The sequence below is a fragment of the Pseudomonas sp. S36 genome, from assembly GCF_016647875.1.
GTDB classification, from domain to species: domain Bacteria; phylum Pseudomonadota; class Gammaproteobacteria; order Pseudomonadales; family Pseudomonadaceae; genus Aquipseudomonas; species Aquipseudomonas parafulva.
The window spans coordinates 116927-142892 of sequence record NZ_JACVVG010000009.1 but is presented as its reverse complement, the minus strand read 5'-3'; the positions used below and the strand labels follow the sequence as shown (position 1 = coordinate 142892).

The window sequence follows — 25966 nt, the reverse complement described above, 5'->3', positions numbered from 1 at the left end:
AGCGTAGGAGCGAGCGCAGCTCGCGATGCGCCGCGCGGGCGGCGCTCGATCGTATAGGCGCAGACCCTGATACGGCGAACACCAAACGGCCGCGAATGGGCACCATCAGGCCACCATCCAGCCCTCCTCCACCATCGATAACGGCTCCCCGTCGCCAATGATGATGTGGTCCAGCACCCGCACGTCGATCAGTGCCAAACCCCGCTTGAGCGACAGAGTCAGGTGCACGTCATCCTGGCTGGGCTCGCTGATGCCGGAAGGGTGGTTGTGGCACAGGATCAACGCCGCCGCGTTATGCAGCAACGCCCTTCGAACCACCTCGCGCGGGTAGACACTGGCGCGGTCTATGGTGCCTCTGAACAGGATCTCGAACGCCAGCGGGCGGTGTTTAGTGTCCAGAAACAGGCAGCCAAACACTTCACTGGCCTCATGCCGCAGCATGGCCTTGAGGTAACGCCGTACCGCCACTGGCCCCTCTAGCGCCGAAGCGCGCTCGATGTTCTCATCCAGATGCCGTCGACCAATCTCCAGAAGCGCCTGCAGCTGCGCATACTTCACGGCCCCGATACCCGGCTCGCGCAGTACGGTTTCGCGATCGGCCTCCAGAAACTGCCTCAGCCCGCCAAAACGCACCAACAGCCCCCGCGCAAGGTCCAGGACATTGCGCCCGGCAACGCCAGAACCCAGCAGCACGGCAAGCAATTCGGCATCCGTCAGCACCGCAGCCCCACGCTGCAGCAACTTCTCCCGCGGCCTTTCTTCAGTCGGCCACTCCCTGATATTCATCCCCCGCCCCCTGCCCTTGCTGCGGGCCATTTCGGCCCTGTGTTAATCTATTTCGCTTCGTACATGCGACGTTCTGCCGCACGCAGTTCCTGTCGCCGCCCGCTTTCACCGGAAAAAGGCAAGCCTATGCAGCGGCTGTATCGCAAGCGCATCGTTCTCGGCGTCGGTGGTGGCATCGCCGCCTACAAAAGCGCCGAACTGATTCGCCGACTTCTTGAGCACGGCGCCCAGGTGCGCGTCGTCATGACCCGCGGTGGTGCCGAATTCATCACCCCGCTGACCCTGCAGGCGTTGTCTGGCCACCCCGTGCACATGGACCTGCTGGACCCGGCCGCCGAAGCCGCCATGGGCCACATCGAACTGGCCAAATGGGCCGACCTGGTGCTGATCGCGCCGGCCACTGCCGACCTGATGGCGCGCCTGGCCCAAGGCATGGCCGACGACCTGCTGACCACCCTGGTACTGGCCACCGATGCCACCGTTGCCGTTGCCCCGGCCATGAACCAGGCGATGTGGCGCGACCCGGCCACCCAGGCCAACCTCGAGCTGCTGAAGAGCCGGGGCATTCAGGTGTTCGGCCCCGCATCGGGCAGCCAGGCCTGTGGCGACGTCGGCCTGGGCCGCATGCTCGAAGCCACCGACCTGGCCTGGTGCGCTGCCGAAAGCTTCAAGCGCCAGGCACTGACCGGCAAGCACGTGCTGATCACGGCGGGCCCCACCCAGGAAAACATCGACCCGGTGCGCTACATCACCAATCATAGCTCCGGCAAGATGGGCTTTGCCCTGGCCGAGGCGGCTGCAGAAGCCGGGGCCAGGGTCACCCTCGTGACCGGCCCGGTGCACCTGCCCACCCCTGACCGTGTCAGCCGTATCGACGTGGTGAGCGCGCGGGACATGCTCGCAGCCTGTGAAGCCGCCATGCCGTGCGACCTGTTCATCGCCTCCGCAGCGGTTGCAGACTACCGGCCAGAGGTGGTTGCCCCGCAAAAACTCAAGAAAGACCCTACGACCGGCGACGGCATGCTGCTGCAGATGGTGCGCAATCCCGATATCCTTGCCACCATCGCCGGCCGTGCCGACCGCCCGTTCAGCGTCGGCTTCGCTGCCGAAACCGAGCACCTGCTCGACTACGCCACGCGCAAGCTCAAGGACAAGAACCTCGACCTGATCGTCGCCAATGATGTGGCCAACCCCAGCATCGGCTTCAACAGCGAAGAAAACGCCTTGACCGTGATCGACCGGCAACAGCACCAGACCCTTTTCGCGCAGACCAGCAAGGGCAAGATCGCCCGGCAACTGGTCGCCTTCATCGCCGAACGGCTCAACCAGGTTCAGTAAGTTACATGCACGCACTTCAAGCCAAGATTCTCGACCCACGCCTGGGCAGCGAATTCCCGCTGCCCAGCTACGCCACCCCAGGCTCCGCCGGCCTCGACCTGCGCGCCCTGCTCGCGCAGGACACCGTACTCGAACCAGGCCAGACCGTGCTCATCCCCACCGGCCTGTCGATCTACATCAGCGACCCTGGCCTGGCGGCGCTGGTACTGCCTCGCTCGGGCCTGGGCCACAAGCACGGCATCGTGCTGGGCAACCTGGTGGGGCTGATCGACTCGGATTACCAGGGCGAGCTGATGGTGTCCTGCTGGAACCGTGGCACTACGCCGTTCACCATCGCGGTCGGCGAGCGTATCGCCCAGTTGGTGCTGGTGCCGGTGGTACAGGCGCGTTTCGACATCGTCGAGGCGTTCGACGAAAGCCAGCGTGGCGCTGGCGGCTTTGGTCACTCGGGCAGCCACTGAGCCAGCAGCTGACCGTTACGGCCAAGGATGGCGAACTCTCTGGCGAAACCTTCGTCCAAGCGTTCTATTTGCGCCAGCCCACAGCGTTTTTGACTGATGGAGTACCCAGCGATGAACGACATGGCCGATTTGGTCCCCGCCACCTTGCCCCAGAGCATCTTCCGCGCCTACGACATCCGCGGCGTGGTCGGCAAGACGTTGCATGCCGAAACCGCCTACTGGATTGGCCGCGCGATCGGCGCCCAGAGCCTGGCAGAGGGCGAGCCGCAAGTGTGCGTAGGCCGCGACGGGCGCTTGTCTGGCCCGGTGCTGGTGGAGCAGTTGATCAAGGGCCTGGTGGATGCCGGCTGCCAGGTCAGCGACATCGGCCTGGTGCCCACCCCCGCCCTGTACTACGCAGCCAATGTACTGGCCGGCCGCTCGGGCGTGATGCTCACCGGTAGCCACAACCCCTCGGACTACAACGGCTTCAAAATCGTCATTGCCGGCGACACGCTGGCCAACGAGCAGATCCAGGCACTGCTCACTCGCCTGCAAACCCACGACCTGAGCTTTGCCACTGGCCGCCTGGAGCAGGTGGACATCCTGCCGCGTTATGCCCGGCAGATCCTCGACGACGTCAAGCTGGCCAGAAGGCTTAAGGTGGTAGTGGACTGCGGCAACGGCGCGGCTGGCGTCATTGCGCCACAGATGATCGAGGCCTTGGGCTGCGAGGTGATCCCGCTGTTCTGCGAGGTGGATGGCAACTTCCCCAATCACCACCCCGACCCTGGCAAGCCCGAGAACCTGCAGGACCTGATTGCCAAGGTCAGGCAGACCGGGGCCGACATTGGCCTGGCGTTCGACGGTGACGGCGACCGCGTAGGCGTTGTCACCAATACCGGCAGCATCGTCTACCCCGACCGCCTGTTGATGCTGTTCGCCCAGGACGTGCTGGCCCGCAACCCTGGCGCCGAGATCATCTTCGACGTCAAATGCACCCGTCGCCTGACGCCCCTGATCGAACAGCAGGGTGGCCGCGCCTTGATGTGGAAGACCGGCCACTCGTTGATCAAGAAGAAGATGAAGCAGACCGGCGCGTTACTGGCCGGCGAGATGAGTGGTCACATCTTCATCAAGGAGCGCTGGTACGGTTTTGACGATGGCATCTACAGCGCCGCACGCCTGCTGGAAATTCTCAGCAAGGCCGAGCAAAGCGCCGAAGACCTGTTCGCCGCCTTCCCAAACGATATTTCCACGCCGGAAATCAACATTGATGTGACCGACGAGGGTAAATTCAGCATCATTGATGCACTGCAACGCGACGCCGACTGGGGCGAAGCCAGCCTGACCACCATCGATGGGGTGCGGGTGGACTACCCCAGGGGCTGGGGCCTGGTCCGCGCCTCCAACACCACGCCGGTGCTGGTGCTGCGTTTCGAGGCCGACAGCGAAGCCGAACTGCAACGTATCAAGGATGTTTTCCGCACTCAGTTGCTGCGTGTTGAGCCTGCGTTGCAACTGCCGTTCTGACCGACTATCTGTCCTTCACAGGAGCCCTGCATGACCCTCGATCGCGATGCCGCTTCCCATGTAGCCGAGGTTTTGTCCGAAGCACTGCCTTACATCCGCCGCTTCGTCGGCAAGACCCTGGTGATCAAGTACGGCGGCAACGCGATGGAAAGCGAGGAGCTCAAGACCGGCTTTGCGCGCGACATCGTGCTGATGAAGGCTGTGGGCATCAACCCGGTGGTGGTGCACGGTGGCGGCCCGCAAATCGGTGACCTGCTCAAGCGTCTGTCGATCGAAAGCCACTTCATCGACGGCATGCGCGTGACCGACTCGGCGACCATGGACGTGGTGGAGATGGTGCTGGGCGGCCAGGTCAACAAGGACATCGTCAACCTCATCAACCGTCACGGTGGCAGCGCCATCGGCCTCACCGGCAAGGACGCAGAGCTGATCCGTGCGCGCAAACTCACCGTCAGCCGCCAGACCCCTGAGATGACCACCCCGGAAATCATCGACATCGGCCATGTGGGTGAAGTGGTCAGCGTCAATACCGACCTGCTGAACATGCTGGTGAGGGGCGACTTCATCCCGGTTATCGCGCCGATTGGCGTAGGTAGCAACGGTGAGTCGTACAACATCAACGCCGACCTGGTGGCTGGCAAGGTGGCCGAGGCGCTGAAGGCCGAGAAGCTGATGCTGCTGACCAACATCGCCGGCCTGATGGACAAGCAGGGCCAGGTGCTGACGGGCCTCACCACCGAGCAGGTCAATGAACTGATCGCCGACGGGACCATTTACGGCGGCATGCTGCCTAAAATCAAATGTGCCCTCGATGCCGTGCAGGGCGGCGTGAACAGCTCGCACATCATCGATGGCCGCGTGCCGAATGCCGTGCTGCTGGAGATCTTCACCGACAGCGGCGTGGGCACCCTGATTACCAACCACAAGGCGCGTTCGTAACGGGCGACAGGGCCTGAACTGGCGACACAAAAAAGGCGACCTCATACCGAGGTCGCCTTTTTAGTTGCCGGGCGCCGGGTCAGATCCCGTATTGCGCCCGATAGGCTTCGACCGCCGGCAGATGCTGCTTGAGCTGCGGATCATCAGCCAGGAACTCCAGTACCTGGGTCAGCGACACGATGCTGACCACCGGGATACCGAAGTCGCGCTCGACTTCCTGGATCGCCGAGAGCTCACCGTTGCCGCGCTCTTCACGGTTGAGCGCGATCAGCACGCCTGCGGCCTTGGCCTGCTGGGCGTTGATGATCTGCATGACTTCGCGAATGGCGGTACCGGCGGTGATCACGTCGTCGATGATGAGGACGTCACCGGCCAGCGGTGCCCCTACCAGGCTGCCGCCCTCGCCATGGTCCTTGGCCTCTTTACGGTTGAAGCACCAGGGCACGTCCAGCTGGTGCTGCTCGGCCAGGGCCACGGCGGTGGCTGCCGCCAACGGGATGCCTTTGTAGGCGGGGCCGAACAGGACGTCGAAGGGGATCTTGCTGTCGACGATGGCCGCTGCATAGCAACGCCCCAGCTGAGCCAGGGCGGAGCCGCTGCTGAACAGGCCGGCATTGAAGAAATACGGGCTGGTACGCCCCGATTTCAGGGTGAACTCACCGAAACGCAGTACACCGCGATCGATGGCAAAACGGATGAAGTCGCGCTGATACGGCTGCATGAAAAGTCCCGGACACCACGGATTTAGCTAAATGGGTTGAGCTCGGGTATCATACACGCACGAGATTTTTGGGGCCATTTATGCGGATCATCAGTGTGAACGTTAATGGCATTCAGGCTGCGGCCGAGCGTGGTTTGCTCAGCTGGCTACAAGCCCAGAATGCCGACGTCATCTGCCTTCAGGATACCCGCGCCTCGGCCTTTGAACTCGACGACCCAGCTTTCCAGCTCGATGGCTATTTCCTTTATGCCTGCGATGCGGAGGTGCCTGCCCAAGGTGGCGTGGCGCTCTACTCGCGCATGCAGCCCAAGGCAGTCATCACCGGCCTGGGCTTCGAGACAGCCGACCGCTACGGGCGTTATCTGCAAGCAGATTTCGACAAAGTCAGTATTGCCAGCCTGCTTTTGCCTTCGGGCATGAACGGGGACGAAGACTTGAACCAGAAATTCAAGTTGATGGACGACTTCGCCAAGTACCTGGACAAGCAACGCCGCAAGCGCCGCGAGTACATCTACTGTGGCTCGTTCTATGTGGCGCAGCAGAAGCTCGACATCAAGAACTGGCGCGACAGCCAGCAGTCACCGGGCTTCCTGGCGCCGGAACGCGCCTGGATGGATGCGATCACGGGCGAGATGGGTTATGTGGACGCCCTGCGCGAAGTCAGCCGCGAAGGCGACCAGTACAGCTGGTGGCCAGACAACGAGCAGGCCGAGATGCTCAACCTGGGCTATCGCTTCGACTACCAGATCCTTACCCCAGGCCTGCGTCGCTTCGTGCGCAACGCCCGCCTGCCGCGTCAGCCGCGCTTCTCACAGCACGCGCCGCTGATCGTCGATTATGACTGGACGCTGACTATCTGACGGTTGACAGCGGGGGGCTTCATCGCGAGCTGCGCTCGCTCCTACGGGCCTGCGTAGGAGCGGCGCCTGGCTCAAGCCTCAGTCAGCCAAAGCCGCCTGCTGCAGGGCAAAGATCTCATCCATACCCTTCTGCGCCAACGCCAGCATGGCGTTGAAGTCTGCAGGCTGGAACGGCGCACCCTCAGCGGTACCCTGCACTTCAATGAAACCACCTGCGCTGGTCATGACCACGTTCAGGTCGGTTTCGGCCGCCGAGTCCTCCAGGTAGTCCAGGTCAAGCACAGCCTCACCCTGATACATGCCCACCGACACCGCGGCGATCATGTGCTTGAGCGGGTTGCCGGCCTTCAGGCCGCCGCGCTTCTTGATCACCGCCAGGGCATCGCACAGGGCAACCATGGCACCGGTGATTGAAGCGGTGCGGGTACCGCCGTCGGCCTGAATGACGTCGCAATCGATGTACAACGTGATGTCACCGAGCTTGCTCATGTCCAGCGCAGCGCGCAGCGAGCGGCCGATCAGGCGCTGGATTTCCAGGGTGCGGCCACCCTGCTTGCCACGGCTGGCTTCGCGCTGGTTACGCTCACCGGTAGCGCGCGGCAGCATGCCGTATTCGGCGGTCAGCCAACCCTGGCCCTGGCCTTTGAGGAAGCGCGGTACACCGTTTTCCACGCTGACCGTGCAGATGACCTTGGTGTCACCGAACTCGACCAGTACCGACCCTTCGGCGTGCTTGGTGTAGTTGCGGGTGATGCGGATCGAGCGGAGCTGATCGGCGGCGCGACCACTTGGACGTTTCATCTGGGATACCTGTACTGGGGCTTAGAATCTGACAGGCATTATAGAGCCCGTGGCCTGCGCACGACATGCCTATCGTCGCGCCTGGCAATGCCCGTCGCCTTTTCCGAGCGCTCTGGCGGCCGTTCTGTAACATGGCCGGATTGGGCGGCGAGGCCCCATTGCGCTACAATCCTGCGCCTTGCAGCCTGCGGGCTTCCAACGTTATCCATCTATGCGAGGTACTCCCATGGTGCACAGCATGACCGCCTTTGCGCGCGTCGAGCGCGCCGGCAGCCAAGGCACCCTGGTCTGGGAGCTGCGCTCGGTCAACCACCGCTACCTTGAACCCCACCTGCGCCTGCCAGATGCCCTGCGCGACCTGGAAGGCGGTGTGCGTGAGGGCCTGCGCCAGGGGCTGTCACGGGGCAAGGTGGAGTGCACCTTGCGCCTCAACGAAGACAGCGCCGGCAAACCACTGAAGGTGGACCACCAGCGCGCGGCCCAGTTGGTTGCCGCCGCCGAGCAGGTCGCAGGCCTGATCAAGCAGCCGGCACCGCTCAACCCGCTTGAAGTGCTGTCATGGCCAGGCGTGCTGGTGGCCGATACCAGCGACCCCCAGGCCCTCAATGCCGAAGCCATGGCGCTGTTCGACGAAGCCCTGGCCGAACTGAAAGCCGGGCGCCAGCGCGAGGGTGTGGAGCTGGCCAGGCTGATCAACGAACGCCTGGACAGCATGGCCAACGAGGTGACCACCCTGCGCGCACTCGTGCCGCAGATGCTGGCCACCCAGCGTCAGAAGGTGCTCGACCGTTTCAGCGATCTGCAGGCCGAACTGGACCCGCAACGCCTGGAGCAGGAGATGGTACTGCTGGCCCAGAAGAGTGATGTGGCCGAGGAACTCGACCGCCTCAGCACCCACGTCACCGAAGTGCGCCGCGTACTGAAGGGCGGTGGCGCTGCCGGCCGGCGCCTGGATTTCCTGATGCAGGAACTCAACCGCGAAGCCAACACCCTGGGCTCCAAGGCCTTCGACCCACGCAGCACGCAAGCAGCGGTCAACCTGAAGGTGCTGATCGAACAGATGCGTGAACAAGTACAGAACATCGAGTAAGGCCACCCGACCATGAACCACTGCAGCGGTACCCTCTACATCGTTTCGGCCCCTTCGGGCGCCGGCAAGACCAGCCTGGTCACTGCCCTGACCGCAGAAGACCCGCACATTCGCGTCTCGGTCTCGCACACCACCCGCACCATGCGCCCGGGCGAGGAACACGGGGTCAATTACCATTTCGTGGCGCACGACGCATTCAGGGCGCTGATCGACCAGGGCGACTTCCTGGAGCATGCCGAAGTGTTCGGCAACTTCTACGGCACGTCCCGCAGCGCCTTGCAACAAACACTCGACGAGGGCTATGACCTGATTCTGGAAATCGACTGGCAGGGCGCCCAGCAGGTGCGCAAGCTGATGCCCAACGCGCTGTCGGTGTTCATCCTGCCGCCCAGCCAGGAGGCCCTGCGCCATCGCCTGGATAACCGTGGGCAGGACAGCGAGCAGATCATCGCCGGGCGCATGAAAGAAGCGGTCAGCGAGATGCAGCACTATGCCGAATACGACTACGTCATCATCAATGACGATTTCGCAACAGCGCTGCTGGACCTGAAAGCAGTGTTCCGTGCCAATCGCCTGCTGCTGAAAAACCAGCAACAGCGCCACGGGGCCCTGCTGACCGAGCTGGTTGGCTGAAGCCTGCGTCCACGGGCCGGGGCGCACAGCGCCCCTTGCGCATCATTCCGGGATAGAAAGCGTGGCCTGCTGGCGCAGCGTCGCCCCCAGGAAGTAGGCCGGTGCCCGCAGCCGCGACAACAGCATCAGCACGATGCCCAGCACCGAGATGATGGCGGCGATCACGAACACCAGGCCCAACCCACCGACATGCGAGCCGCTGCCGAAATCCGGTGAAGCGCTGTCGATGGCCGTGCGCACGAAGATCACCGACAGGATTACCCCACCCACCAGCGGGCACAGGCCACGCATGAAGAAGTGGCGCAGGCTGTCGAACAGGCTGCGGCGGAAGTACCAGACGCAGGCAAAGGCCGTTAGCGAGTAGTAGAAGCAGATCATCATGCCCAGCGCGGTGATGGTGTCCGCCAGCACGTTTTCACTGAGGGTGCGCATGGTCACGTAGAACAGGCCCGCTGCCACACCCGCACAAATGGTGGCGTACCGCGGGGTTTGGGAGCGGGGGCAGACCTTGGCGAACTTCTGCGGCACCGCACCGTAGTAACCCATGGCCAACAAGGTGCGGGCCGGCGATACAAAGGTCGACTGCAACGAAGCCGCGGTGCTGGCCAGCACCGCCACGGACATCAGAATGGCCAGCGGCCCCATCACCGGCCCTGCCAGGTGCGCGAATACGTTTTCCTGAATGCGCGGGTTGTTCAGGCCCAGGCCCTGTTCGCTGATGCCGGCAAACTGCAGGGTGGCAATGGCGGTAAGCAGGTACAAACCCAGAATCAGCAGCACCGTCCAGGTGGCGGCTTTGCCCGGTACTTCTTCACTGCCTACCGACTCTTCGCTGACGGTCAGGCACACATCCCAGCCCCAGAAGATGAAGATCGACAGCGAAAGCCCGGCCGCGAAGGCTGAGAACGATTCGACGCCGAACGGGTTGAACCAGGCGAAATCGAATTCCAGCGGCGGCGGCGCGGTGGTTTCACCGAACGCCGCGAAGGCAAAGCCGACCAGTACCAGCAGCTGCAACGCCACCAGGCCGTACTGCACCGTCATGGTCGTGGCCATGCCGCGGCAGCAGATCCACACTGCCAGCGCGATGAACACGCAACAGGTGACGATGTTGATCAGCAGGTGGTCCGCGAGCGCGGCGAGGTCGTGGTTGCCGGTGATCTGGCCGAGGAACAGGTAGAAGAAGTCCACCGCCACGCCGGCCAGGTTCGACAGCACGATGGTAGTTGCCACCACCAGCCCCCAACCGCCGATCCAACCGATCATGGGGCCGAACGCCCGTGCCGACCAGGTGAACGAGGTGCCACTGTCAGGCTCTGCCGAATTCAGTTCACGATACCCCAGCGCCACCAGCAGCATGGGCAGGAAGCCGACGATGAACACGGCAGGCAAGTGGGCGCCCACCTCGCGCACGGTAGGGCCAAGGGCGCCAGTCAGTGTATAGACGGGCGCAATGGTCGAGATGCCCAGAACCACGCTGGCGAGCAGCCCCAGCCGCCCTTTTGCCAGGCCCTTGCCCTGGGCCTGTGTACCCGCATCGGCTGCCACATCGGGTGGGCGGCCGGCTTCTGTGTAGTTGCTCATGAGTATTAGCCGCCGGTGTTGGAATTGTTTTTCACAGGCCTTTGCAAAGGCCCGCGCTCACTCGTCGAGAATCTGCGATCAGCGCCGGATCATCCGGGGCCCATGCCTTGGCCTGCAACGGGGGCGCCATTGTAAAGAAGAGGCGCAGGATTAGAAGGTGAACCGTTGAAAAGCCTTGCCTGCGGGAATCCATTAATCTCGCGGGAACGGCTGGCGCACGGGGGGACCGACGTCATGGCTGTACATCCTTGGGTTTACTGCGGCGATGTGGTGCTACGGATGACGCCTCGAGGGCGGCGATGGTTGCTGCTGTTGTTATTGTCACGTTCCCATCGTGGGGATTGATTGCCGCATCGGGTGCATTGCTTCCCGGGGGCCGTTTCACTATAAAATGGCCAAAACGCAACAGACATTGGCAATTCGGCAAGCAGAGCGTGCACCAATGCAATATCAGATTACCCATGCCGACCTGACCCTGGTGCTCGCACTGGAACGCGGGCGCTCGCTGGCCAAGGCGGCCGAACTGCTGAAGGTAGACGTGTCGACGGTGTTCCGCTCCATCCGCCGGCTGGAATCGGCGCTAGGCACCGCGCTGTTCGTGAAAAGCCGCAAAGGTTACCTGCCAACCGACACTGCCCAGGCACTGGCCGAGCAGGCCGAGCGCGCGGAACAGGCGCTGGATGCCGCACGCATCGCCCTGACCAGTGGCGAGCAGGTGGTCAGCGGGACCGTACGCCTGACGTGCACCGAGGCGGTCATGCACAGCCTGTTGCTGCCCGCACTGGCCGAATTCATGCCCAACTATCCGGCCCTGTCGCTTGAGATGGGCACGTCCAACACATTTGCCAACCTCAGCCGGCGCGACGCCGATATTGCCCTGCGCCTGACCAACACGCCGCCGGAACACCTGGTGGGTCGCAACCTGGGGTCCACCTCCTATGTGATCTGCGGCCAGTCCCATTGGCGCGACGCCCTGGCCGAGTCGACGAACAGTGTGCCGTGGATTGCGCCAGACGATTCCATGCAGGACCACCCAACCGTGGTCTGGCGCAACCAGCACCACCCGGGGCTGAGCCCGCGCTACCAGTGCAGTGGCATGTCGACCATTGCCCAACTGGTAACGGCCGGCCTGGGTGTGGCCGCCCTGCCCGACTACATGGTGCACACGTTGCCGGGGGTGGACGCCCTCAGTGGCCCACTGCCCGGTTGCGATACCCAACTGTGGCTGTTGACCCGGCCCGACTGTCGCGCGCTGCGCTCGGTACAGACCCTGTTCGAAGAGCTGACCCCGCGGTTGCGTGACGCGATGCTCTGAGGTTATCGTCAGGCCTATGCAGGAGGGTGTCTGGTCCGGCCATTTTACGGCAATCGCCACGGTCTCAGGCGCTGCCGGAGCAAAACAGCGCTTCCCTATTGGCTGGTGAATTTTTATACTATCGAGTCCGCCTGCCCACTATTGGGCTGCACGCCCACCGCATTTGCTACTGAGGAAGACCATGGCCCGCGTAACTGTTGAAGACTGCCTGGAACACGTGGATAACCGCTTTGAGCTGGTCATGCTCTCGACCAAGCGCGCTCGCCAGCTGGCGACCGGCGGCAAAGAGCCACGCGTTGCGTGGGAAAACGACAAGCCGACCGTTGTTGCCCTGCGTGAAATCGCCGAAGGCATCGTCACCAACGAGTTCATCGCTGCTGAAGAGATCGTCACCGAGGATCCGGTCTTCGCCGCATTCGAGGACGAGTCGAACGAGGCTGTCTGATTGATGCCTGGTCGACGTCGCACGGCGCAAGGCCCTCTCCCTCGGCAGGAGGTGAACCCATGCCGGGTATAGAAGTCTTGGCCGAACGGCTGTCGACCTACCTAGGGCCCGAACAGGTCAACCTGGTTCGCCGCGCCTATTTCTACGCAGAACAGGCCCACGACGGGCAGCGCCGCCGCAGCGGCGAGCCCTACGTTACCCACCCGCTGGCTGTGGCCAGTATCCTTGCCGACATGCACATGGACCATCAGAGCCTGATGGCAGCCATGCTGCACGACGTGATCGAAGACACCGGCATTGCCAAGGAAGCCCTCAGCCAGCAGTTCGGCGAGACGGTGGCCGAACTGGTCGATGGGGTCAGCAAGCTGACCCAGATGAACTTCGAGACCAAGGCAGAAGCCCAGGCTGAAAACTTCCAGAAGATGGCCATGGCCATGGCACGCGATATCCGCGTGATCCTGGTTAAGCTGGCCGACCGCCTGCACAACATGCGCACGCTGGAAGTGCTGTCCGGTGAAAAACGCCGGCGCATCGCCAAGGAAACCCTCGAAATCTATGCCCCCATCGCCAACCGCCTGGGGATGCACACCGTACGCGTAGAGTTCGAAGACCTCGGCTTCAAGGCCATGCACCCGATGCGCTCGTCGCTGATCAACCGGGCAGTGAAGAGCGCGCGGGGCAACCGCAAGGAAATCGTCGCCAAGATCGAGCAATCGCTGGCCCACTGCCTGGCCGCCGACGGTATCCAGGGCGAGGTCAGCGGCCGGCAGAAACACCTCTATGGCATCTACAAGAAGATGCGTGGCAAGCGCCGCGCCTTCAACGAGATCATGGACGTGTATGCCTTCCGCATCGTGGTCGACAAGGTCGACACCTGCTACCGCGTGCTGGGTGCCGTGCACAACCTCTACAAGCCGCTGCCGGGCCGGTTCAAGGACTACATCGCCATCCCCAAGGCCAACGGCTACCAGTCGTTGCACACCACCCTGTTCGGCATGCACGGTGTGCCCATCGAAATCCAGATCCGCACGGCGGAGATGGAAGAGATGGCCAACAACGGCATTGCGGCGCACTGGCTGTACAAGTCCAACGAGGACGAGCAACCCAAGGGCAACCACGCCCGGGCCAGGCAATGGGTGAAGGGCATCCTCGAGCTGCAGCAACGTGCGGGCAACTCGCTGGAATTCATCGAGAGCGTGAAGATCGACCTGTTCCCGGACGAGGTCTACGTGTTCACGCCCAAAGGCCGCATCATGGAGCTGCCCAAAGGCTCCACCGCGGTGGACTTCGCCTACGCGGTGCACACCGATGTGGGCAACAGCTGTATCGCCTGCCGCATCAACCGGCGCCTGGCACCGCTGTCCGAGCCCTTGCAAAGCGGCTCGACGGTTGAAATCGTCAGTGCCCCCGGTGCACGGCCGAACCCGGCCTGGCTCAACTTCGTGGTCACTGGCAAAGCGCGCACCCATATCCGCCACGCGCTCAAGCAACAGCGCCGTTCGGAGTCCATCAGCCTGGGCGAGCGCTTGCTGAACAAGGTGCTCACCGGCTTCGACAGCAGCCTGGAGCAGATTGCGCAGGAGCGTATCCAGGCCATTCTGGCGGAGTATCGCCTGGAGCTGATCGAGGACCTGCTGGAAGACATCGGCCTTGGCAACCGCATGGCCTACGTGGTCGCGCGCAGGCTGCTGTCGGCCGAGGGCGAGCAACTGCCCGCACCCGAAGGCCCGCTGGCCATCCGTGGCACCGAAGGGCTGGTGCTCAGCTACGCCAAATGCTGTACGCCCATCCCTGGCGACCCCATTGTCGGCCACCTGTCGGCGGGCAAAGGCATGGTGGTGCACCTGGAAAACTGCCGGAACATCAGCGAAATCCGCCATAACCCAGAGAAATGTGTGCAGCTTTCCTGGGCCAAGGACATTACCGGCGAATTCAATGTCGAGCTGCGTGTCGAGCTTGAGCACCAGCGCGGCCTGATCGCGCTGCTGGCCAGCAGCGTCAATGCGGCCGATGGCAACATCGAGAAGATCAGCATGGACGAACGCGACGGCCGTATCAGCGTGGTCCAACTGGTGGTCAGCGTGCACGACCGCGTGCACCTGGCGCGTGTGATCAAGAAACTGCGTACCTTGACCGGTGTGGTCCGCATCACCCGCATGCGTACGTAGCCCGCCAACCGCAAGGAGTCATCATGAGCAAGACCGTCATCAACAGCGACAAGGCCCCAGCCGCCATCGGCACCTACTCGCAGGCGATCAAGGCCGGAAACACCGTGTACATGTCGGGGCAGATCCCGCTCGACCCGAAGACCATGGAGCTGGTCGAAGGCTTCGAAGCCCAGACCGTGCAGGTGTTCGAAAACCTCAAGGCAGTGGCTGAAGCTGCCGGTGGCTCGTTCAAGGACATCGTCAAGCTGAACATCTTCCTGACCGACCTGAGCCACTTCGCCACGGTCAACGAGGTGATGGGCCGCTACTTCGAGCAGCCATACCCTGCCCGTGCCGCCATCGGCGTTGCTGCGCTGCCAAAAGGTGCGCAGGTCGAAATGGACGCGATTCTGGTCATCGAATGATGCCTGCGGCGGCAGGCTCTGCCTGTCGCCCTCCTCTTCTGCAAGGTTTTCCGTCATGCGTCTAGCACTGCCTCTCACGCTGGCAGCCCTGCTTCTGGGCGGCTGCGCCAGCCACAAACCTGAAGATTTCAATGGCACCTGGATCAACCAGCAGGCCATCACCGCTGCCGTCAAAGGCAACAACCTGCGCCAGGCCCTGGATGCCAATGGCCCGGTATTCGAGTGGAAGCTCGATGTGGCCCAACAACGGGCCAGTTACAGCAACGGTTTTGAGGGTGCCGACGGGCAACTCAGCACCAATGACAAGCAATGGGTGGCCACCTTCGACGGCGGTGCCACCGAGCAGCTGTCCTTGAATGGCGATGAACTGCAAATGGTCGACCCACAGGGCGCCAAGCAGACGTTCGTACGTGCCAACGCACCTGCTGCGGGCAACGCGCAGCTGGGTAGCAGCTTCGAGCAGGCGCTGTATCAGGCCTATCTGGGTGGCGACTGGAAGATCATCGAAGGCCAGGGCACAGGTGGCACGGTACGCTTCAGCGATACCGGTAGCGTTACCGGCCTGCCCGGCCCGGATCGCTTCGCGCTGTGCCTCGCGGGGGATTGCGCGACCATGGGCGGCAGCAATGACAGCCTGTGGCTTGAGCGCAACCAGCAAGGTGCGCCGTTCATCATCAAGCGCACGGGCAAGCAGCTGGAGATTTCCCAGGCAGTCAACCGCGCGCAGCCGGACGAGATGCCGCAACTGGCGGCCGGCAAGCGGCAGTGGTTGCTGGAGCAGAACTAAGGCCGGGCGCCGCACCGCAAGCTGCTCTTACCGGCCTGCAACTGTACATAACGTGTTGATATAGCAGGGCCGTGTGGGAGCGGCTTCAGCCGCGAACACCGGCGAAGCCGGTGCCATCCACCGCGCTGCTTGCTTCGCGGGTGAACCCGCTCCCACAGGGGTGTGATGTGCAGCCCAAAGAGCTGGGTTAGTTGCTAACCGAACCCTGCAAAATGGCCGCGTACCCTTCTTTGTAGCTCGGGTATGCCGGCACCCAACCCAGGGCCCGCGCACGGGCATTGCTGCAGCGTTTGCTGCCAGTGCGCCGTACCCGCTGCTCATCGGACCAGTGTGTAACGCCCATGTACTCACGCAGCCAGCCGACCACATCGGCCAGCGGTGCAGGGTCGTCATCCACGCCGATGTAGCAATCGTCCAGCGCCCGGCCATCGGCATCGGCCTGCAACAGGAACGCCAGCAGGCTGGCAGCGTCCTCGGCGTGGATGCGGTTGCCGTACAACGGCGGCTGCTCGGCCACCCGGTAACCCTGGCGAACCTGGCTGAGCAGCCACTCGCGGCCCGGGCCGTAGATGCCGGTCAGGCGTACCACACTCGCCGGGCACTCACCCGCCAAGGCCAGTTGCTCCGCCTCCAGCATCACCCGCCCCGAATACCCTTCAGGGCTGGTAGGCGACTGCTCATCCACCCATTCCCCGCCCTTCTGCGCAAACACACTGCTGCTGGAGACGAACAACAGCCGACGCGGGCGCTGCCCTCGCTCAGCCAACCAGCCTTGCACATGGCGCAGGCCCTGCACGTAGGCCGCCTGGTAGCCGGCTTCGTCATGCTGGCTGGCCGCCACGCAGTACACCAGGTAATCCGGTGCATGGCTTGGCCAGGCAGACGGTATTGCCGGCTCGGCCAGGTCAGCGGCCACAGGTACCACCCCGTGGGGCAGTTGCCCCACAGTGCGACGCAGCCCACTGACATGCCAACCACGCGCCAACATCTGCCGGGCCAGACGGCCGCCGACATCGCCACAACCTACTATCAAGACCGAAAGGTCCGACATCTGAAACCCCCTTAGACCGATAGATCCGCCCAACCGTAGGCGAAAAAAGCAACAAGATTACTTTTGTTAACAAGAATTACTTGCAATAATGGCGACCAAATTGTTCTCGGCCTACCTCGAGGCCTTGAAGAACATCCACCTTTATCTTCATCAGGTCCGGCCAGCATGACACGTAATCAACCTTCCGCTTCGCCAACCCAGTCGCGCGCCTGGCGCGCCATCGCCCTGGCCTTCAGCCTGGTGCTGGCCCCGATGGCCATGGCCGATGAGCCTAACGCCAATGCCACCGCCGCACCGGCCGCTGCTTCTGCTCCGGCAAACACCGCTGCCGCGCCGGCCGGCGAAGCGGCCCCGGCTAACGCTGCAGATGCCCCGGCTGCCGTCGACCCAAGCGTCGAGGCCCTGGTTGAAGATACTTCGCTGGGCATGGCCCACGACCTGTCCCCATGGGGCATGTACAAAAACGCCGACGTGGTGGTCAAGGCGGTCATGATCGGCCTGGCCATCGCGTCCATCATCACTTGGACCATCTGGATCGCCAAAGGCTTCGAACTGCTGGGTGCCAAGCGTCGCCTGCGTGGCGAGATCGCCCAGTTGAAGAAGTCCGCCAGCCTGAAAGAGGCCAGCGAGGTCTCCAACAAGGAAGGCACCCTGGCCCACACCCTGGTCCACGACGCGCTCGAAGAAATGCGCCTGTCAGCCAACGCCCGCGAAAAAGAAGGTATCAAGGAGCGCGTCAGCTTCCGCCTGGAGCGCCTGGTACACGCCAGCGGCCGCAACATGAGCAGCGGCACCGGGGTACTGGCAACCATCGGCTCCACCGCGCCTTTCGTCGGCCTGTTCGGTACGGTCTGGGGCATCATGAACAGCTTCATCGGCATCGCCAAGACTCAGACCACCAACCTGGCAGTAGTAGCACCTGGTATTGCCGAAGCCTTGCTGGCCACAGCCCTGGGCCTGGTGGCGGCGATTCCTGCCGTGGTCATCTACAACGTCTTCGCCCGCTCCATCGCGGGTTACAAGGCACAGGTATCCGACGCCTCCGCCCAGGTACTGCTGCTGGTCAGCCGTGACCTGGACCACCAGGGTGGCGAGCGCGCTGCCCCGCACATGGTGAAAGTGGGGTAAGCCATGGGCCTGCATCTTAACGAAGGTGGCGATGACCTCGCCGAAAACCACGAGATCAACGTCACCCCCTTCATCGACGTGATGCTGGTGCTGTTGATCATCTTCATGGTCGCAGCCCCCCTGGCCACGGTCGATATCAAGGTCGACCTGCCCGCCTCCACGGCGAAGCCGGCGCCAAGGCCCGAGAAACCGGTGTTCGTCAGCGTCAAGGCCGACCAGAAGCTGTATGTCGGCGACGATCAGGTTCCAGCACCCGACCGGCTTGGCCCGATGCTCGACGCCAAGACCAAAGGTGACAAGGAGACCACCATCTTCTTCCAGGCCGACAAGGGCGTGGACTACGGTGACCTGATGGAAGTGATGAACAACATGCGCGCGGCCGGCTACTTGAAAGTCGGTCTGGTAGGTCTCGAGACGGCAGCCAAGAAATGACGAAGACGCGGCACAATCTGGCGCGTTACAGCGGCAGCCTGGCGCTTGTGCTGGGTGTCCATGCCGTCGCTGTGCTGCTCATGCTCAACTGGTCGGTGCCCCAGGCCATCGAGCTGCCACCGGCAGCCATGATGGTCGAGCTGGCGCCGTTGCCCGAGCCTGCGCCACCGCCCCCACCCAAAGCGGTACCCCAGCCACCGGCGCCGGTCGAAGAGCCTCCATTGCCCAAGCTGGCGGAAGCCCCGAAACCCAAGATCGCCATCCCCAAGCCGCCCAAGCCCAAGGCCAAGCCACAACCGCCCAAGCCTGAGAAAAAGCCTGAGCCGCCTAAGGAAGCGCCGCCAACCGAACAGACCGTGGACGCACCGCCCAGCAACACGCCACCGCAGAAATCGGCGGCTCCGGCACCGAGCATTGCGTCCAACAGCAACGCCTTGCCAACCTGGCAAAGCGACCTGCTGCGTCACCTGGCGAAATACAAGCGTTACCCTGAGGATGCACGTCGCCGCGGCCTGCAGGGCATCAACCGCCTGCGTTTTGTAGTGGATGCCGAGGGCAAGGTCGTGTCGTATGCCATGGCCGGTGGCTCGGGCAGTGCTTCGCTGGACCGGGCAACGCTGGAGATGATCCGCCGGGCCGGCACGGTACCCAAGCCACCGCCGGAATTGCTGAACAACGGCACCATCGAAGTCGTGGCACCGTTTGTGTACTCCCTGGACCGCCGCTGATACTTTTGTTTCTGTCACAAATCAGCAAGTCTGATAACGTGCGTCTATCGATTGCAGCCGCTATGCTGGGCTCGCAACTTCATGGACGCACGTTATGACCCTCACAGAACTCCGCTACATCGTCACACTCGCTCAGGAACAGCACTTCGGCCATGCCGCCGAACGTTGTCACGTGAGCCAGCCCACCCTGTCGGTCGGTGTGAAGAAGCTCGAGGACGAGCTTGGCGTGCTGATCTTCGAACGCAGCAAAAGCGCGGTGCGCCTGACCCCGGTCGGCGAAGGCATCGTTGCCCAGGCGCAGAAGGTGCTCGAGCAGGCCCAGGGCATTCGCGAGCTGGCGCAGGCCGGTAAAAACCAGCTCACAGCACCACTCAAAGTCGGCGCCATCTACACGGTCGGCCCTTATCTGTTCCCGCACCTGATCCCGCAGCTGCACCGTGTGGCCCCGCAGATGCCGCTGTACATCGAAGAAAACTTCACCCATGTGCTACGTGAAAAACTGCGCAACGGCGAACTGGATGCAGTGATCATCGCCCTGCCGTTCAACGAAGCCGACGTGCTGACCTTGCCGCTGTATGACGAGCCGTTCTGCGCCCTGATGCCAGCCGACCACCCCTGGACGGCCAAGAAGACCATCGACACGGCCATGCTCAACGACAAGAGCCTGCTGCTGCTCGGCGAAGGCCATTGTTTCCGCGACCAGGTACTGGAAGCCTGCCCGACCCTGAACAAGGGTGGCGAAGGTGCCCGCCACACCACGGTCGAGTCCAGTTCGCTGGAAACCATCCGCCATATGGTGGCATCTGGCCTTGGCGTGTCGATCCTTCCGCTCTCGGCCGTGCACAGTCATCACTATGCCCCCGGCGTGATCGAAGTGCGCCCACTCACCGCACCCGCGCCCTTCCGCACGGTGGCCATCGCCTGGCGCGCCAGTTTCCCGCGGCCCAAGGCCATCGAGATTCTGGCCGACTCGATCCGCCTGTGCTCGGTCGCCAAAGCCCCTGCCGAACAAACCGCCTGAGCCATGAGTGAGTTGTCGAAGGTACCGGTAACGGTACTCAAGGGCGTAGGCGATGCCATGGCGGAAAAGCTCGCCAAGGTTGGCTTGGAGAACCTGCAGGATGTGCTGTTCCACCTGCCCCTGCGCTATCAGGACCGCACCCGTGTAGTGCCCATCGGGCAGTTGCGCCCGGGGCAGGATGCGGTCATCGAGGGCGTGGTCAGCGGCGCCGATGTGACCATGGGCAAACGCCGCAGTCTGGTGGTGCGCCTGGGTGACGGCAGCGGCGTACTGAGCCTGCGCTTCTACCACTTCAGCAGCGCGCAAAAAGAGGGCCTCAAGCGGGGTACCCATTTGCGCTGTTATGGCGAAGCACGGCCCGGTGCCTCGGGCCTTGAAATCTACCACCCCGAATACAGGGCGTTGAATGGCGACGAGCCGCCACCGCCGGTTGAACAGACCCTGACCCCGATCTACCCGTCCACCGAAGGCCTTACCCAGCAGCGTCTGCGCCTGCTGTGCCAGCAAAGCCTGGCCATGCTCGGCCCCCGTAGCCTGCCAGACTGGCTGCCCGACGAACTGGCCCGCGACTACCAGCTGGCACCGCTGGACGAGGCCATTCGCTACCTGCACAACCCGCCAGCCGATGCTGACCTGGATGAGCTTGCCGAGGGCCATCACTGGGCTCAGCATCGCCTGGCGTTCGAAGAGCTGCTCACCCACCAGCTGTCGCAGCAGAGCCTGCGTGAAAGCCTGCGCAGCCTGCGCGCCCCGGTATTGCCCAAGCCTGGCCACCTGCCGGCGAAATACCTGGCGAACCTGGGCTTCCAGCCAACCGGCGCGCAGCAGCGGGTGGCCAACGAGATTGCCTATGACCTGAGCCAGCACGAGCCGATGCTGCGCCTGGTGCAGGGCGATGTGGGCGCCGGCAAGACGGTGGTCGCCGCCCTGGCAGCGTTGCAGGCGCTGGAGGCGGGCTACCAGGTGGCGCTCATGGCCCCCACCGAGATTCTTGCCGAGCAGCACTACATCACCTTCAAGCGCTGGCTCGAACCGCTGGGCATCGAAGTCGCCTGGCTGGCCGGCAAGCTCAAGGGCAAGGCGCGGGCCAGTGCCCTGGAACAGATCGTCAACGGTGCACCGATGGTGGTCGGTACCCATGCGTTGTTCCAGGAAGAGGTGAAATTCAAGAGCCTCGCCCTGGCGATCATCGACGAGCAACACCGCTTTGGCGTGCAGCAGCGCCTTGCCCTGCGCAAGAAGGGTGTTGCCGGTACGCTGTGCCCCCATCAGCTGATCATGACCGCCACACCCATCCCGCGCACACTGGCCATGAGCGCCTATGCCGACCTGGACACCTCGGTGCTGGATGAACTGCCGCCTGGCCGTACCCCGGTCAACACCGTACTGGTGGCTGACAGCCGCCGCTTCGAAGTGGTCGAACGGGTACGTGCGGCCTGCGCCGAGGGGCGCCAGGCCTACTGGGTGTGCACCCTGATCGAAGAGTCCGAAGAACTGACCTGCCAGGCCGCCGAAAGCACCTATGAAGAGCTGGGCAGCGCCTTGGGCGAACTTCGTGTCGGGCTTATTCATGGCCGCATGAAGCCTGCCGAGAAGGCCGAGATCATGGCCGAGTTCAAGGCCGGCAACCTGCAGCTGCTGGTTGCCACCACGGTTATCGAAGTCGGCGTGGATGTGCCCAACGCCAGCCTGATGATCATCGAGAACCCTGAGCGCCTGGGCCTGGCACAGCTGCACCAGCTGCGGGGCCGGGTGGGCCGGGGCAGCGCCGCCAGCCACTGCGTACTGCTGTATCACCCGCCGTTGTCGCAAATCGGCCGCGAACGCCTGGGCATCATGCGCGAAACCAACGATGGCTTCATCATCGCCGAAAAAGACCTGGAGCTGCGTGGCCCCGGCGAAATGCTCGGCACCCGGCAAACCGGGCTGCTGCAATTCAAGGTGGCCGACCTGATGCGTGATGCCGACCTGCTGCCGGCGGTGCGCGACGCGGCCCAGGCCTTGGTGGCACGCTGGCCAGAGCATGTCAGCCCGCTGCTCGATCGCTGGCTGCGTCACGGCCAGCAATATGGCCAGGTGTGACCTGCGTCCCACAATGGATCCAGTTTTGCGCCGTGGCTGGTTATACTTCGTGTTTAAAAGAATCAGTGGATACGGACCATGACTCAAGTTGCCCTGGACACCGCAGCCCCACATACGCCTTCGGTCATACGCCTGCTGCTCGACAAGCTCGGCGTTGCCTACCGCGAGGTGTTGGCCCACCCGCCACCGCCTGCGGCCGCCTGCGTACAGGCTGTACTGCTGGATGACGAGGTCGGGGCACTCATGGTGCTGTTCCCGCAGAGCCAGTTGCTGGACCTTAACCGCCTGGCCGAGCTGACCGGTCGCAAGCTCACTGCAGTGCCCATGCCACGTTTGCGGCAGATGCTCGACAAGCACCAGCTGAAGGTGCTGCCGGGCATCCCCGCACTTACCAGCTCGCCGTGCCAGTATGAAAAAAGCCTGCTCGACGTCGAGCAGGTGTTTATCCAGTCCGGTGAAACCGGCCTGCTGCTGGAGATCGAGCGCGAGCCGTTCAAGCGCCTGCTGGCCAAGGCCAGCGCCAGCAGCTTCGGCCAGGACGTAAAGGCCATCCGGCCTAACCTCGACCGCCCGGATGACGATACCCGGGAAATCAGCCAGGCCGTCCAGGCCTTCACCGCCCGACGCATCCAGAAGCGCCTCGAAGAAACCATCGAGATCCCGCCGCTGGCCGATACCGCGCAGAAAATCATGAAGCTGCGTGTAGACCCCAACGCCAGCATCGACGACATCACCGGCGTGGTTGAAACCGACCCGGCACTGGCGGCCCAGGTGGTCAGCTGGGCGGCATCACCCTATTACGCCTCACCGGGCAAGGTACGCTCGGTGGAAGACGCCATTGTTCGCGTGCTGGGCTTCGACCTGGTCATCAACCTGGCCCTCGGCCTTGCGCTTGGCAAAACCCTGAGCCTGCCCAAGGATCAGCCTCAGCAGGCGACCCCCTACTGGCAACAATCGATCTATACCGCTGCGGTGATCGAAGGGCTCACCCGCGCCATGCCTCGGGCCGAGCGCCCGGAAGCAGGGCTCACCTACCTGGCAGGGCTGCTGCACAATTTTGGCTACCTGCTGCTGGCCCATGTGTTCCCGCCGCACTTTTCGCTGATCTGCCGCCACCTGGAAGTAAACCCGCACGTGTGCCACACCTACGTCGAACAGCACCTGCTGGGCATCAGCCGGGAGCAGATCGGTGCCTGGCTGATGAAGCTCTGGGACATGCCCGATGAGCTGTCGACGGCGCTACGCTTCCAGCACGACCCAGGCTATGACGGGGAGTACTCCGCGTTCCCCAACCTGGTGTTTCTGGCCACCCGGCTGCTGCGTTCTCGGGGCATCGGCTCTGGGCCGCAGGACGAAATACCCGATGAATTGCTGGAGCGCCTGGGCCTGGTGCGGGAAAAAGCCGAGGATGTCGTCAGCAAGGTGCTTGAGGCCGAGAGCCTGCTGCGGGAACTGGCTTCGCAGTTCCAGACGCCGCACTAAAATGACAGGGGCCGCATAGGCGACCCCTAGTGTTTCAGCGTTTCTTTTTGGGTTTCAGGTATTTCATCAGGCCCTGAAACCACATTACCAGCGCCGGGTTACCCTTGATCTGGATGTGCTTGTCCTGAATGCCCTGCATGAATGCCAACTGCTTGTTGGCGGCCTGCAGGGTGGCAAAGCCGTAGGCGGCGTCCTTGAAGGCAATGGCGAAGGCCGGCTCCGGGTATGAACCGCCCTTGCTGCTGACCCGCTCGTTACTGACGATGAAGTGCCGGGCCACCTTGCCGTCCAGCGTTTGCATCTGGAAAACCAGGTCCTTGCCCTTGAGCTGCTGCTGGAAGGCAGGGTTGTTGCGGCTGGCCCTGGCCATCAACAACCCCATGGCCCAGAGAAGAAAGCGGAACTTCATCAACGCGCCTCGAATAAAAAGTGACTAAGCGCCGCAGTTTATCCTTTTATTGAGCAAATTAATCCATTCCGGGACATTTTCCTGCATTCATGAGAAGGGCGCCCTCAGGCGCCCGTCAGGCCATGTTCAACAGGCGCCAAGCGCAGTTACTTGCTCTTCTTCGCGGGTTTTGCAGGGCTGTTCACACCCTCGCGCAGGTCCTTGCCAGGTTTGAAAGCAACCGTGTTGCTGGCCTTGATTTTCACGGGCTCGCCAGTTTGCGGGTTTTTGCCGGTGCGGGCGCCCCGGTGGCGCTTCTCGAAGGTGCCAAAACCCACCAAGGTCACATTGCCCGTGTTAACGGCAAGGGTGATTTGCTCGAGAATTGTGTTCAACACCTCGTTGGCCTTGTCCTTGGACAGGTCAGCCTTCTCGGCGATGACGTTGGCGAGATCTGGTTTGCGCATGGTAAAGCCTCTTTGACGGAATTCTTGTTGTTATGCCGTGCTGCCCTTGGAGCAGCGCTCAAGGCACCGCAGGCTCTAATCTGCGGCAGACGAGAGTGAGAATGGCACGAGCATCAGGGCCGCGCCAGTATCAGCGCGGCCATTGTGTGGGCCATAAAAAGCCATTAGCGACAAAACATAAGCCATTCACGCCATTACAGGAGGGAGCTGACGATTCAATGCCAGCCGCTCCGTTACGGCCGCGCCGGTCAACGCATAGCCCAGCAAGCTGCCCTCAGCATCGAGGCACAGCGCCTTGATGTCATTGCCTTGGCCCTCTACCTGCCAAGCACCAGGCTGGCTCGTTGGCGGGGGCGACACCACCAGCGGGCAAGCCGGCGTCTTGACGGTGATGGGCATTGGGCCGTAGGCGACCGCTGTGGGGTTACCGACCAGGGTCTGTGCCAAGGCCCGTACACAGCTCATCAGCGGCATGACATACAGCAGGTTGATGCCATCGACCTCTGCGCAATCGCCCAAGGCGTGGATGTTGGCATGTGAGGTACGCAGGTAGCGGTCAACGCTGACGCCGCGGCCAGCCTGCAAACCGGCAGCCGTGGCCAGGTCGGTGCGGGGGCGCAGGCCGATGGCCGAGATCACCAGGTCACAATTAACCACCAGGCCATCGGAGAGATGCGCTTGCAGGCCGCCGTCGCAGCGTTGCAAGCGCGTCAGCACCGGCCCCAGGTGAAAGCGCACACCCAGCTGCTGCAGCCCTGCCTGCACCGCTTTGGCCGCCGCAGGCGGCAGCAGGGTCGGCATCAATTGCTCGCACGGCGCTACTACGTCCACCTGGAAGCCGCCCAGACTCATGTCATTGGCAAACTCGCAGCCGATCAGCCCAGCCCCCAGAATCAACACCCGCTGTTTCCCTGCGGCCGCCGCGCGAAGGCGTGCGTAGTCTTCCAGGTCGTTGACCGGGAAGACTAGGTCGCCTGCATCACCGTCGACAGGCACCGCGATGGTTTGTGCGCCCACGGCAAGCACCAGGTCGCGGTAGGGCACAGCCTCTTCACCCATCCACAGGCGCTTGTGACCCGGGTCGATACCACTGATGCGCGTGTGCGTGCGTACCTCGGCATTCAACTGCTCGGCCATGGCCCCCGGCTCGGCCATGCACAGGCCGTCGGCGTCTTTCTGCTTGGCGAAGCCGGTAGACAGCATGGGCTTGGAATAGGAACGGCCATCGTCCGCGGTTATCAGCAGCAACGGCGTCTGAGCGTCGAGTTTGCGAAATTCACGCGCCAGGTTGTAGCCCGCAAGGCCGGTACCGATGATCACCACAGGGGACGTCATGTGCCGCT

General features: G+C 63.1%; 26 protein-coding genes and 1 pseudogene. 18 read left to right on the top strand and 9 right to left on the bottom strand.

Annotated features, from left to right (window positions below):
• Positions 1-105: 105 nt before the first annotated feature.
• Complete coding sequence (gene radC / locus IAE36_RS07855; RefSeq protein ID WP_201211629.1) at positions 106-786, bottom strand: RadC family protein; 681 nt, start codon at positions 784-786, stop codon at positions 106-108.
• A gap of 126 nt (positions 787-912) precedes the next feature.
• Between radC and coaBC the strand changes: the two genes are divergently transcribed.
• Complete coding sequence (gene coaBC, locus IAE36_RS07850) at positions 913-2124, top strand: bifunctional phosphopantothenoylcysteine decarboxylase/phosphopantothenate--cysteine ligase CoaBC (protein WP_201211627.1); 1212 nt, start codon at positions 913-915, stop codon at positions 2122-2124.
• Positions 2125-2129: 5 nt separating this feature from the next.
• Positions 2130-2585, top strand: a complete 456-nt coding sequence (gene dut, locus IAE36_RS07845) for a dUTP diphosphatase (RefSeq protein WP_028632896.1) — start codon at positions 2130-2132, stop codon at positions 2583-2585.
• On the opposite strand, the gene IAE36_RS07840 is transcribed toward dut, so the two are convergent.
• Positions 2567-2707 carry a hypothetical protein gene (locus tag IAE36_RS07840; protein WP_201211618.1) on the bottom strand — a complete coding sequence of 47 codons (141 nt, stop codon included), beginning with the start codon at positions 2705-2707 and terminating at the stop codon, positions 2567-2569. The genes dut and IAE36_RS07840 overlap by 19 nt on opposite strands.
• Positions 2708-2726: 19 nt before the next feature.
• Here IAE36_RS07840 and IAE36_RS07835 point away from each other — a divergent pair.
• Both IAE36_RS07835 and argB read left to right on the top strand, forming a co-directional pair.
• A pseudogene (locus IAE36_RS07835) lies at positions 2727-4097 on the top strand (phosphomannomutase/phosphoglucomutase); the annotation flags it as partial.
• Between the two features lie 30 nt (positions 4098-4127).
• Positions 4128-5036, top strand: coding sequence for an acetylglutamate kinase (argB, locus tag IAE36_RS07830; RefSeq protein ID WP_028632894.1), 909 nt, complete (start codon positions 4128-4130; stop codon positions 5034-5036).
• Between the two features lie 79 nt (positions 5037-5115).
• Here the strand turns inward: argB and pyrE are convergent, their stop codons facing one another.
• The gene (gene pyrE, locus IAE36_RS07825; protein WP_028632893.1) at positions 5116-5757 is read right to left on the bottom strand and encodes an orotate phosphoribosyltransferase; all 642 of its coding nucleotides are present in this window, start codon (positions 5755-5757) and stop codon (positions 5116-5118) included.
• Between the two features lie 80 nt (positions 5758-5837).
• On the opposite strand from pyrE, the gene IAE36_RS07820 reads away from it, so the two are divergent.
• Positions 5838-6617, top strand: a complete 780-nt coding sequence (locus IAE36_RS07820; protein WP_003253401.1) for an exodeoxyribonuclease III — start codon at positions 5838-5840, stop codon at positions 6615-6617.
• A gap of 78 nt (positions 6618-6695) precedes the next feature.
• Here IAE36_RS07820 and rph read toward each other — a convergent pair whose 3' ends face one another.
• Positions 6696-7418 carry a ribonuclease PH gene (gene rph, locus IAE36_RS07815; RefSeq protein WP_028632892.1) on the bottom strand — a complete coding sequence of 241 codons (723 nt, stop codon included), beginning with the start codon at positions 7416-7418 and terminating at the stop codon, positions 6696-6698.
• 226 nt (positions 7419-7644) lie between these two features.
• On the opposite strand from rph, the gene IAE36_RS07810 reads away from it, so the two are divergent.
• Both IAE36_RS07810 and gmk read left to right on the top strand, forming a co-directional pair.
• The gene (locus IAE36_RS07810) at positions 7645-8508 is read left to right on the top strand and encodes a YicC/YloC family endoribonuclease (RefSeq protein ID WP_028632891.1); all 864 of its coding nucleotides are present in this window, start codon (positions 7645-7647) and stop codon (positions 8506-8508) included.
• A 12-nt stretch (positions 8509-8520) separates the two neighbouring features.
• Entirely contained in the window at positions 8521-9141 is a 621-nt protein-coding gene (gmk, locus tag IAE36_RS07805) for a guanylate kinase (protein WP_028632890.1), read from the top strand.
• 42 nt (positions 9142-9183) lie between these two features.
• On the opposite strand, the gene IAE36_RS07800 is transcribed toward gmk, so the two are convergent.
• The gene (locus IAE36_RS07800) at positions 9184-10725 is read right to left on the bottom strand and encodes an APC family permease (RefSeq protein WP_201211614.1); all 1542 of its coding nucleotides are present in this window, start codon (positions 10723-10725) and stop codon (positions 9184-9186) included.
• A gap of 442 nt (positions 10726-11167) precedes the next feature.
• On the opposite strand from IAE36_RS07800, the gene IAE36_RS07795 reads away from it, so the two are divergent.
• From IAE36_RS07795 to IAE36_RS07775, 5 genes are all read left to right on the top strand, one after another.
• Entirely contained in the window at positions 11168-12040 is an 873-nt protein-coding gene (locus IAE36_RS07795) for a LysR family transcriptional regulator (protein ID WP_060480909.1), read from the top strand.
• A 181-nt stretch (positions 12041-12221) separates the two neighbouring features.
• Positions 12222-12485, top strand: coding sequence for a DNA-directed RNA polymerase subunit omega (rpoZ, locus tag IAE36_RS07790; protein WP_012312123.1), 264 nt, complete (start codon positions 12222-12224; stop codon positions 12483-12485).
• A gap of 59 nt (positions 12486-12544) precedes the next feature.
• Positions 12545-14653, top strand: coding sequence for a bifunctional GTP diphosphokinase/guanosine-3',5'-bis pyrophosphate 3'-pyrophosphohydrolase (gene spoT / locus IAE36_RS07785; protein ID WP_028632887.1), 2109 nt, complete (start codon positions 12545-12547; stop codon positions 14651-14653).
• A 23-nt stretch (positions 14654-14676) separates the two neighbouring features.
• Positions 14677-15057, top strand: coding sequence for a RidA family protein (locus IAE36_RS07780; RefSeq protein ID WP_201211612.1), 381 nt, complete (start codon positions 14677-14679; stop codon positions 15055-15057).
• A gap of 55 nt (positions 15058-15112) precedes the next feature.
• Positions 15113-15844 (top strand): hypothetical protein, encoded by a 732-nt coding sequence (locus IAE36_RS07775; RefSeq protein ID WP_201211610.1) that lies wholly within the window; start codon positions 15113-15115, stop codon positions 15842-15844.
• A 187-nt stretch (positions 15845-16031) separates the two neighbouring features.
• Here IAE36_RS07775 and IAE36_RS07770 read toward each other — a convergent pair whose 3' ends face one another.
• Positions 16032-16895, bottom strand: coding sequence for an SDR family oxidoreductase (locus tag IAE36_RS07770; protein WP_201211608.1), 864 nt, complete (start codon positions 16893-16895; stop codon positions 16032-16034).
• Between the two features lie 165 nt (positions 16896-17060).
• Here IAE36_RS07770 and exbB point away from each other — a divergent pair, with 165 nt between their 5' ends.
• The 6 genes from exbB to IAE36_RS07740 all read left to right on the top strand — a co-directional run bounded on the left by exbB (position 17061) and on the right by IAE36_RS07740 (position 23768).
• Positions 17061-18023 (top strand): tonB-system energizer ExbB, encoded by a 963-nt coding sequence (gene exbB / locus IAE36_RS07765; RefSeq protein ID WP_201211606.1) that lies wholly within the window; start codon positions 17061-17063, stop codon positions 18021-18023.
• A gap of 3 nt (positions 18024-18026) precedes the next feature.
• Positions 18027-18455, top strand: a complete 429-nt coding sequence (gene exbD, locus IAE36_RS07760) for a TonB system transport protein ExbD (protein ID WP_028632883.1) — start codon at positions 18027-18029, stop codon at positions 18453-18455.
• Positions 18452-19183 carry an energy transducer TonB gene (locus tag IAE36_RS07755; RefSeq protein WP_201162619.1) on the top strand — a complete coding sequence of 244 codons (732 nt, stop codon included), beginning with the start codon at positions 18452-18454 and terminating at the stop codon, positions 19181-19183. The genes exbD and IAE36_RS07755 overlap by 4 nt, the downstream gene beginning before the upstream one ends.
• 94 nt (positions 19184-19277) lie before the next feature.
• Positions 19278-20204 carry a hydrogen peroxide-inducible genes activator gene (locus tag IAE36_RS07750; protein ID WP_028632881.1) on the top strand — a complete coding sequence of 309 codons (927 nt, stop codon included), beginning with the start codon at positions 19278-19280 and terminating at the stop codon, positions 20202-20204.
• Positions 20205-20207: 3 nt separating this feature from the next.
• Positions 20208-22286, top strand: coding sequence for an ATP-dependent DNA helicase RecG (recG, locus tag IAE36_RS07745; protein ID WP_201211604.1), 2079 nt, complete (start codon positions 20208-20210; stop codon positions 22284-22286).
• Between the two features lie 78 nt (positions 22287-22364).
• Entirely contained in the window at positions 22365-23768 is a 1404-nt protein-coding gene (locus IAE36_RS07740) for an aminoacyl-tRNA deacylase and HDOD domain-containing protein (protein WP_028632879.1), read from the top strand.
• A 34-nt stretch (positions 23769-23802) separates the two neighbouring features.
• Here the strand turns inward: IAE36_RS07740 and IAE36_RS07735 are convergent, their stop codons facing one another.
• From IAE36_RS07735 to IAE36_RS07725, 3 genes are all read right to left on the bottom strand, one after another.
• Positions 23803-24177 carry an SCP2 sterol-binding domain-containing protein gene (locus tag IAE36_RS07735; protein WP_060480916.1) on the bottom strand — a complete coding sequence of 125 codons (375 nt, stop codon included), beginning with the start codon at positions 24175-24177 and terminating at the stop codon, positions 23803-23805.
• Positions 24178-24323: 146 nt separating this feature from the next.
• On the bottom strand, positions 24324-24623 hold the full coding sequence (locus IAE36_RS07730) for an HU family DNA-binding protein (RefSeq protein ID WP_028632877.1): 300 nt from the start codon (positions 24621-24623) through the stop codon (positions 24324-24326).
• 186 nt (positions 24624-24809) lie between these two features.
• Positions 24810-25958, bottom strand: coding sequence for an NAD(P)/FAD-dependent oxidoreductase (locus IAE36_RS07725; RefSeq protein ID WP_201211595.1), 1149 nt, complete (start codon positions 25956-25958; stop codon positions 24810-24812).
• Positions 25959-25966 lie beyond the last annotated feature (8 nt).

Bases quoted from the DNA above. Each gene is read 5' to 3' on its own strand.
- radC (WP_201211629.1), bottom strand. From the start codon at position 786: ATGAATATCAGGGAGTGGCCGACTGAAGAAAGGCCGCGGGAGAAGTTG.
- coaBC (WP_201211627.1), top strand. From the start codon at position 913: ATGCAGCGGCTGTATCGCAAGCGCATCGTTCTCGGCGTCGGTGGTGGC.
- dut (WP_028632896.1), top strand. From the start codon at position 2,130: ATGCACGCACTTCAAGCCAAGATTCTCGACCCACGCCTGGGCAGCGAA.
- IAE36_RS07840 (WP_201211618.1), bottom strand. From the start codon at position 2,707: ATGTCGTTCATCGCTGGGTACTCCATCAGTCAAAAACGCTGTGGGCTG.
- argB (WP_028632894.1), top strand. From the start codon at position 4,128: ATGACCCTCGATCGCGATGCCGCTTCCCATGTAGCCGAGGTTTTGTCC.
- pyrE (WP_028632893.1), bottom strand. From the start codon at position 5,757: ATGCAGCCGTATCAGCGCGACTTCATCCGTTTTGCCATCGATCGCGGT.
- IAE36_RS07820 (WP_003253401.1), top strand. From the start codon at position 5,838: ATGCGGATCATCAGTGTGAACGTTAATGGCATTCAGGCTGCGGCCGAG.
- rph (WP_028632892.1), bottom strand. From the start codon at position 7,418: ATGAAACGTCCAAGTGGTCGCGCCGCCGATCAGCTCCGCTCGATCCGC.
- IAE36_RS07810 (WP_028632891.1), top strand. From the start codon at position 7,645: ATGGTGCACAGCATGACCGCCTTTGCGCGCGTCGAGCGCGCCGGCAGC.
- gmk (WP_028632890.1), top strand. From the start codon at position 8,521: ATGAACCACTGCAGCGGTACCCTCTACATCGTTTCGGCCCCTTCGGGC.
- IAE36_RS07800 (WP_201211614.1), bottom strand. From the start codon at position 10,725: ATGAGCAACTACACAGAAGCCGGCCGCCCACCCGATGTGGCAGCCGAT.
- IAE36_RS07795 (WP_060480909.1), top strand. From the start codon at position 11,168: ATGCAATATCAGATTACCCATGCCGACCTGACCCTGGTGCTCGCACTG.
- rpoZ (WP_012312123.1), top strand. From the start codon at position 12,222: ATGGCCCGCGTAACTGTTGAAGACTGCCTGGAACACGTGGATAACCGC.
- spoT (WP_028632887.1), top strand. From the start codon at position 12,545: ATGCCGGGTATAGAAGTCTTGGCCGAACGGCTGTCGACCTACCTAGGG.
- IAE36_RS07780 (WP_201211612.1), top strand. From the start codon at position 14,677: ATGAGCAAGACCGTCATCAACAGCGACAAGGCCCCAGCCGCCATCGGC.
- IAE36_RS07775 (WP_201211610.1), top strand. From the start codon at position 15,113: ATGCGTCTAGCACTGCCTCTCACGCTGGCAGCCCTGCTTCTGGGCGGC.
- IAE36_RS07770 (WP_201211608.1), bottom strand. From the start codon at position 16,895: ATGTCGGACCTTTCGGTCTTGATAGTAGGTTGTGGCGATGTCGGCGGC.
- exbB (WP_201211606.1), top strand. From the start codon at position 17,061: ATGACACGTAATCAACCTTCCGCTTCGCCAACCCAGTCGCGCGCCTGG.
- exbD (WP_028632883.1), top strand. From the start codon at position 18,027: ATGGGCCTGCATCTTAACGAAGGTGGCGATGACCTCGCCGAAAACCAC.
- IAE36_RS07755 (WP_201162619.1), top strand. From the start codon at position 18,452: ATGACGAAGACGCGGCACAATCTGGCGCGTTACAGCGGCAGCCTGGCG.
- IAE36_RS07750 (WP_028632881.1), top strand. From the start codon at position 19,278: ATGACCCTCACAGAACTCCGCTACATCGTCACACTCGCTCAGGAACAG.
- recG (WP_201211604.1), top strand. From the start codon at position 20,208: ATGAGTGAGTTGTCGAAGGTACCGGTAACGGTACTCAAGGGCGTAGGC.
- IAE36_RS07740 (WP_028632879.1), top strand. From the start codon at position 22,365: ATGACTCAAGTTGCCCTGGACACCGCAGCCCCACATACGCCTTCGGTC.
- IAE36_RS07735 (WP_060480916.1), bottom strand. From the start codon at position 24,177: ATGAAGTTCCGCTTTCTTCTCTGGGCCATGGGGTTGTTGATGGCCAGG.
- IAE36_RS07730 (WP_028632877.1), bottom strand. From the start codon at position 24,623: ATGCGCAAACCAGATCTCGCCAACGTCATCGCCGAGAAGGCTGACCTG.
- IAE36_RS07725 (WP_201211595.1), bottom strand. From the start codon at position 25,958: ATGACGTCCCCTGTGGTGATCATCGGTACCGGCCTTGCGGGCTACAAC.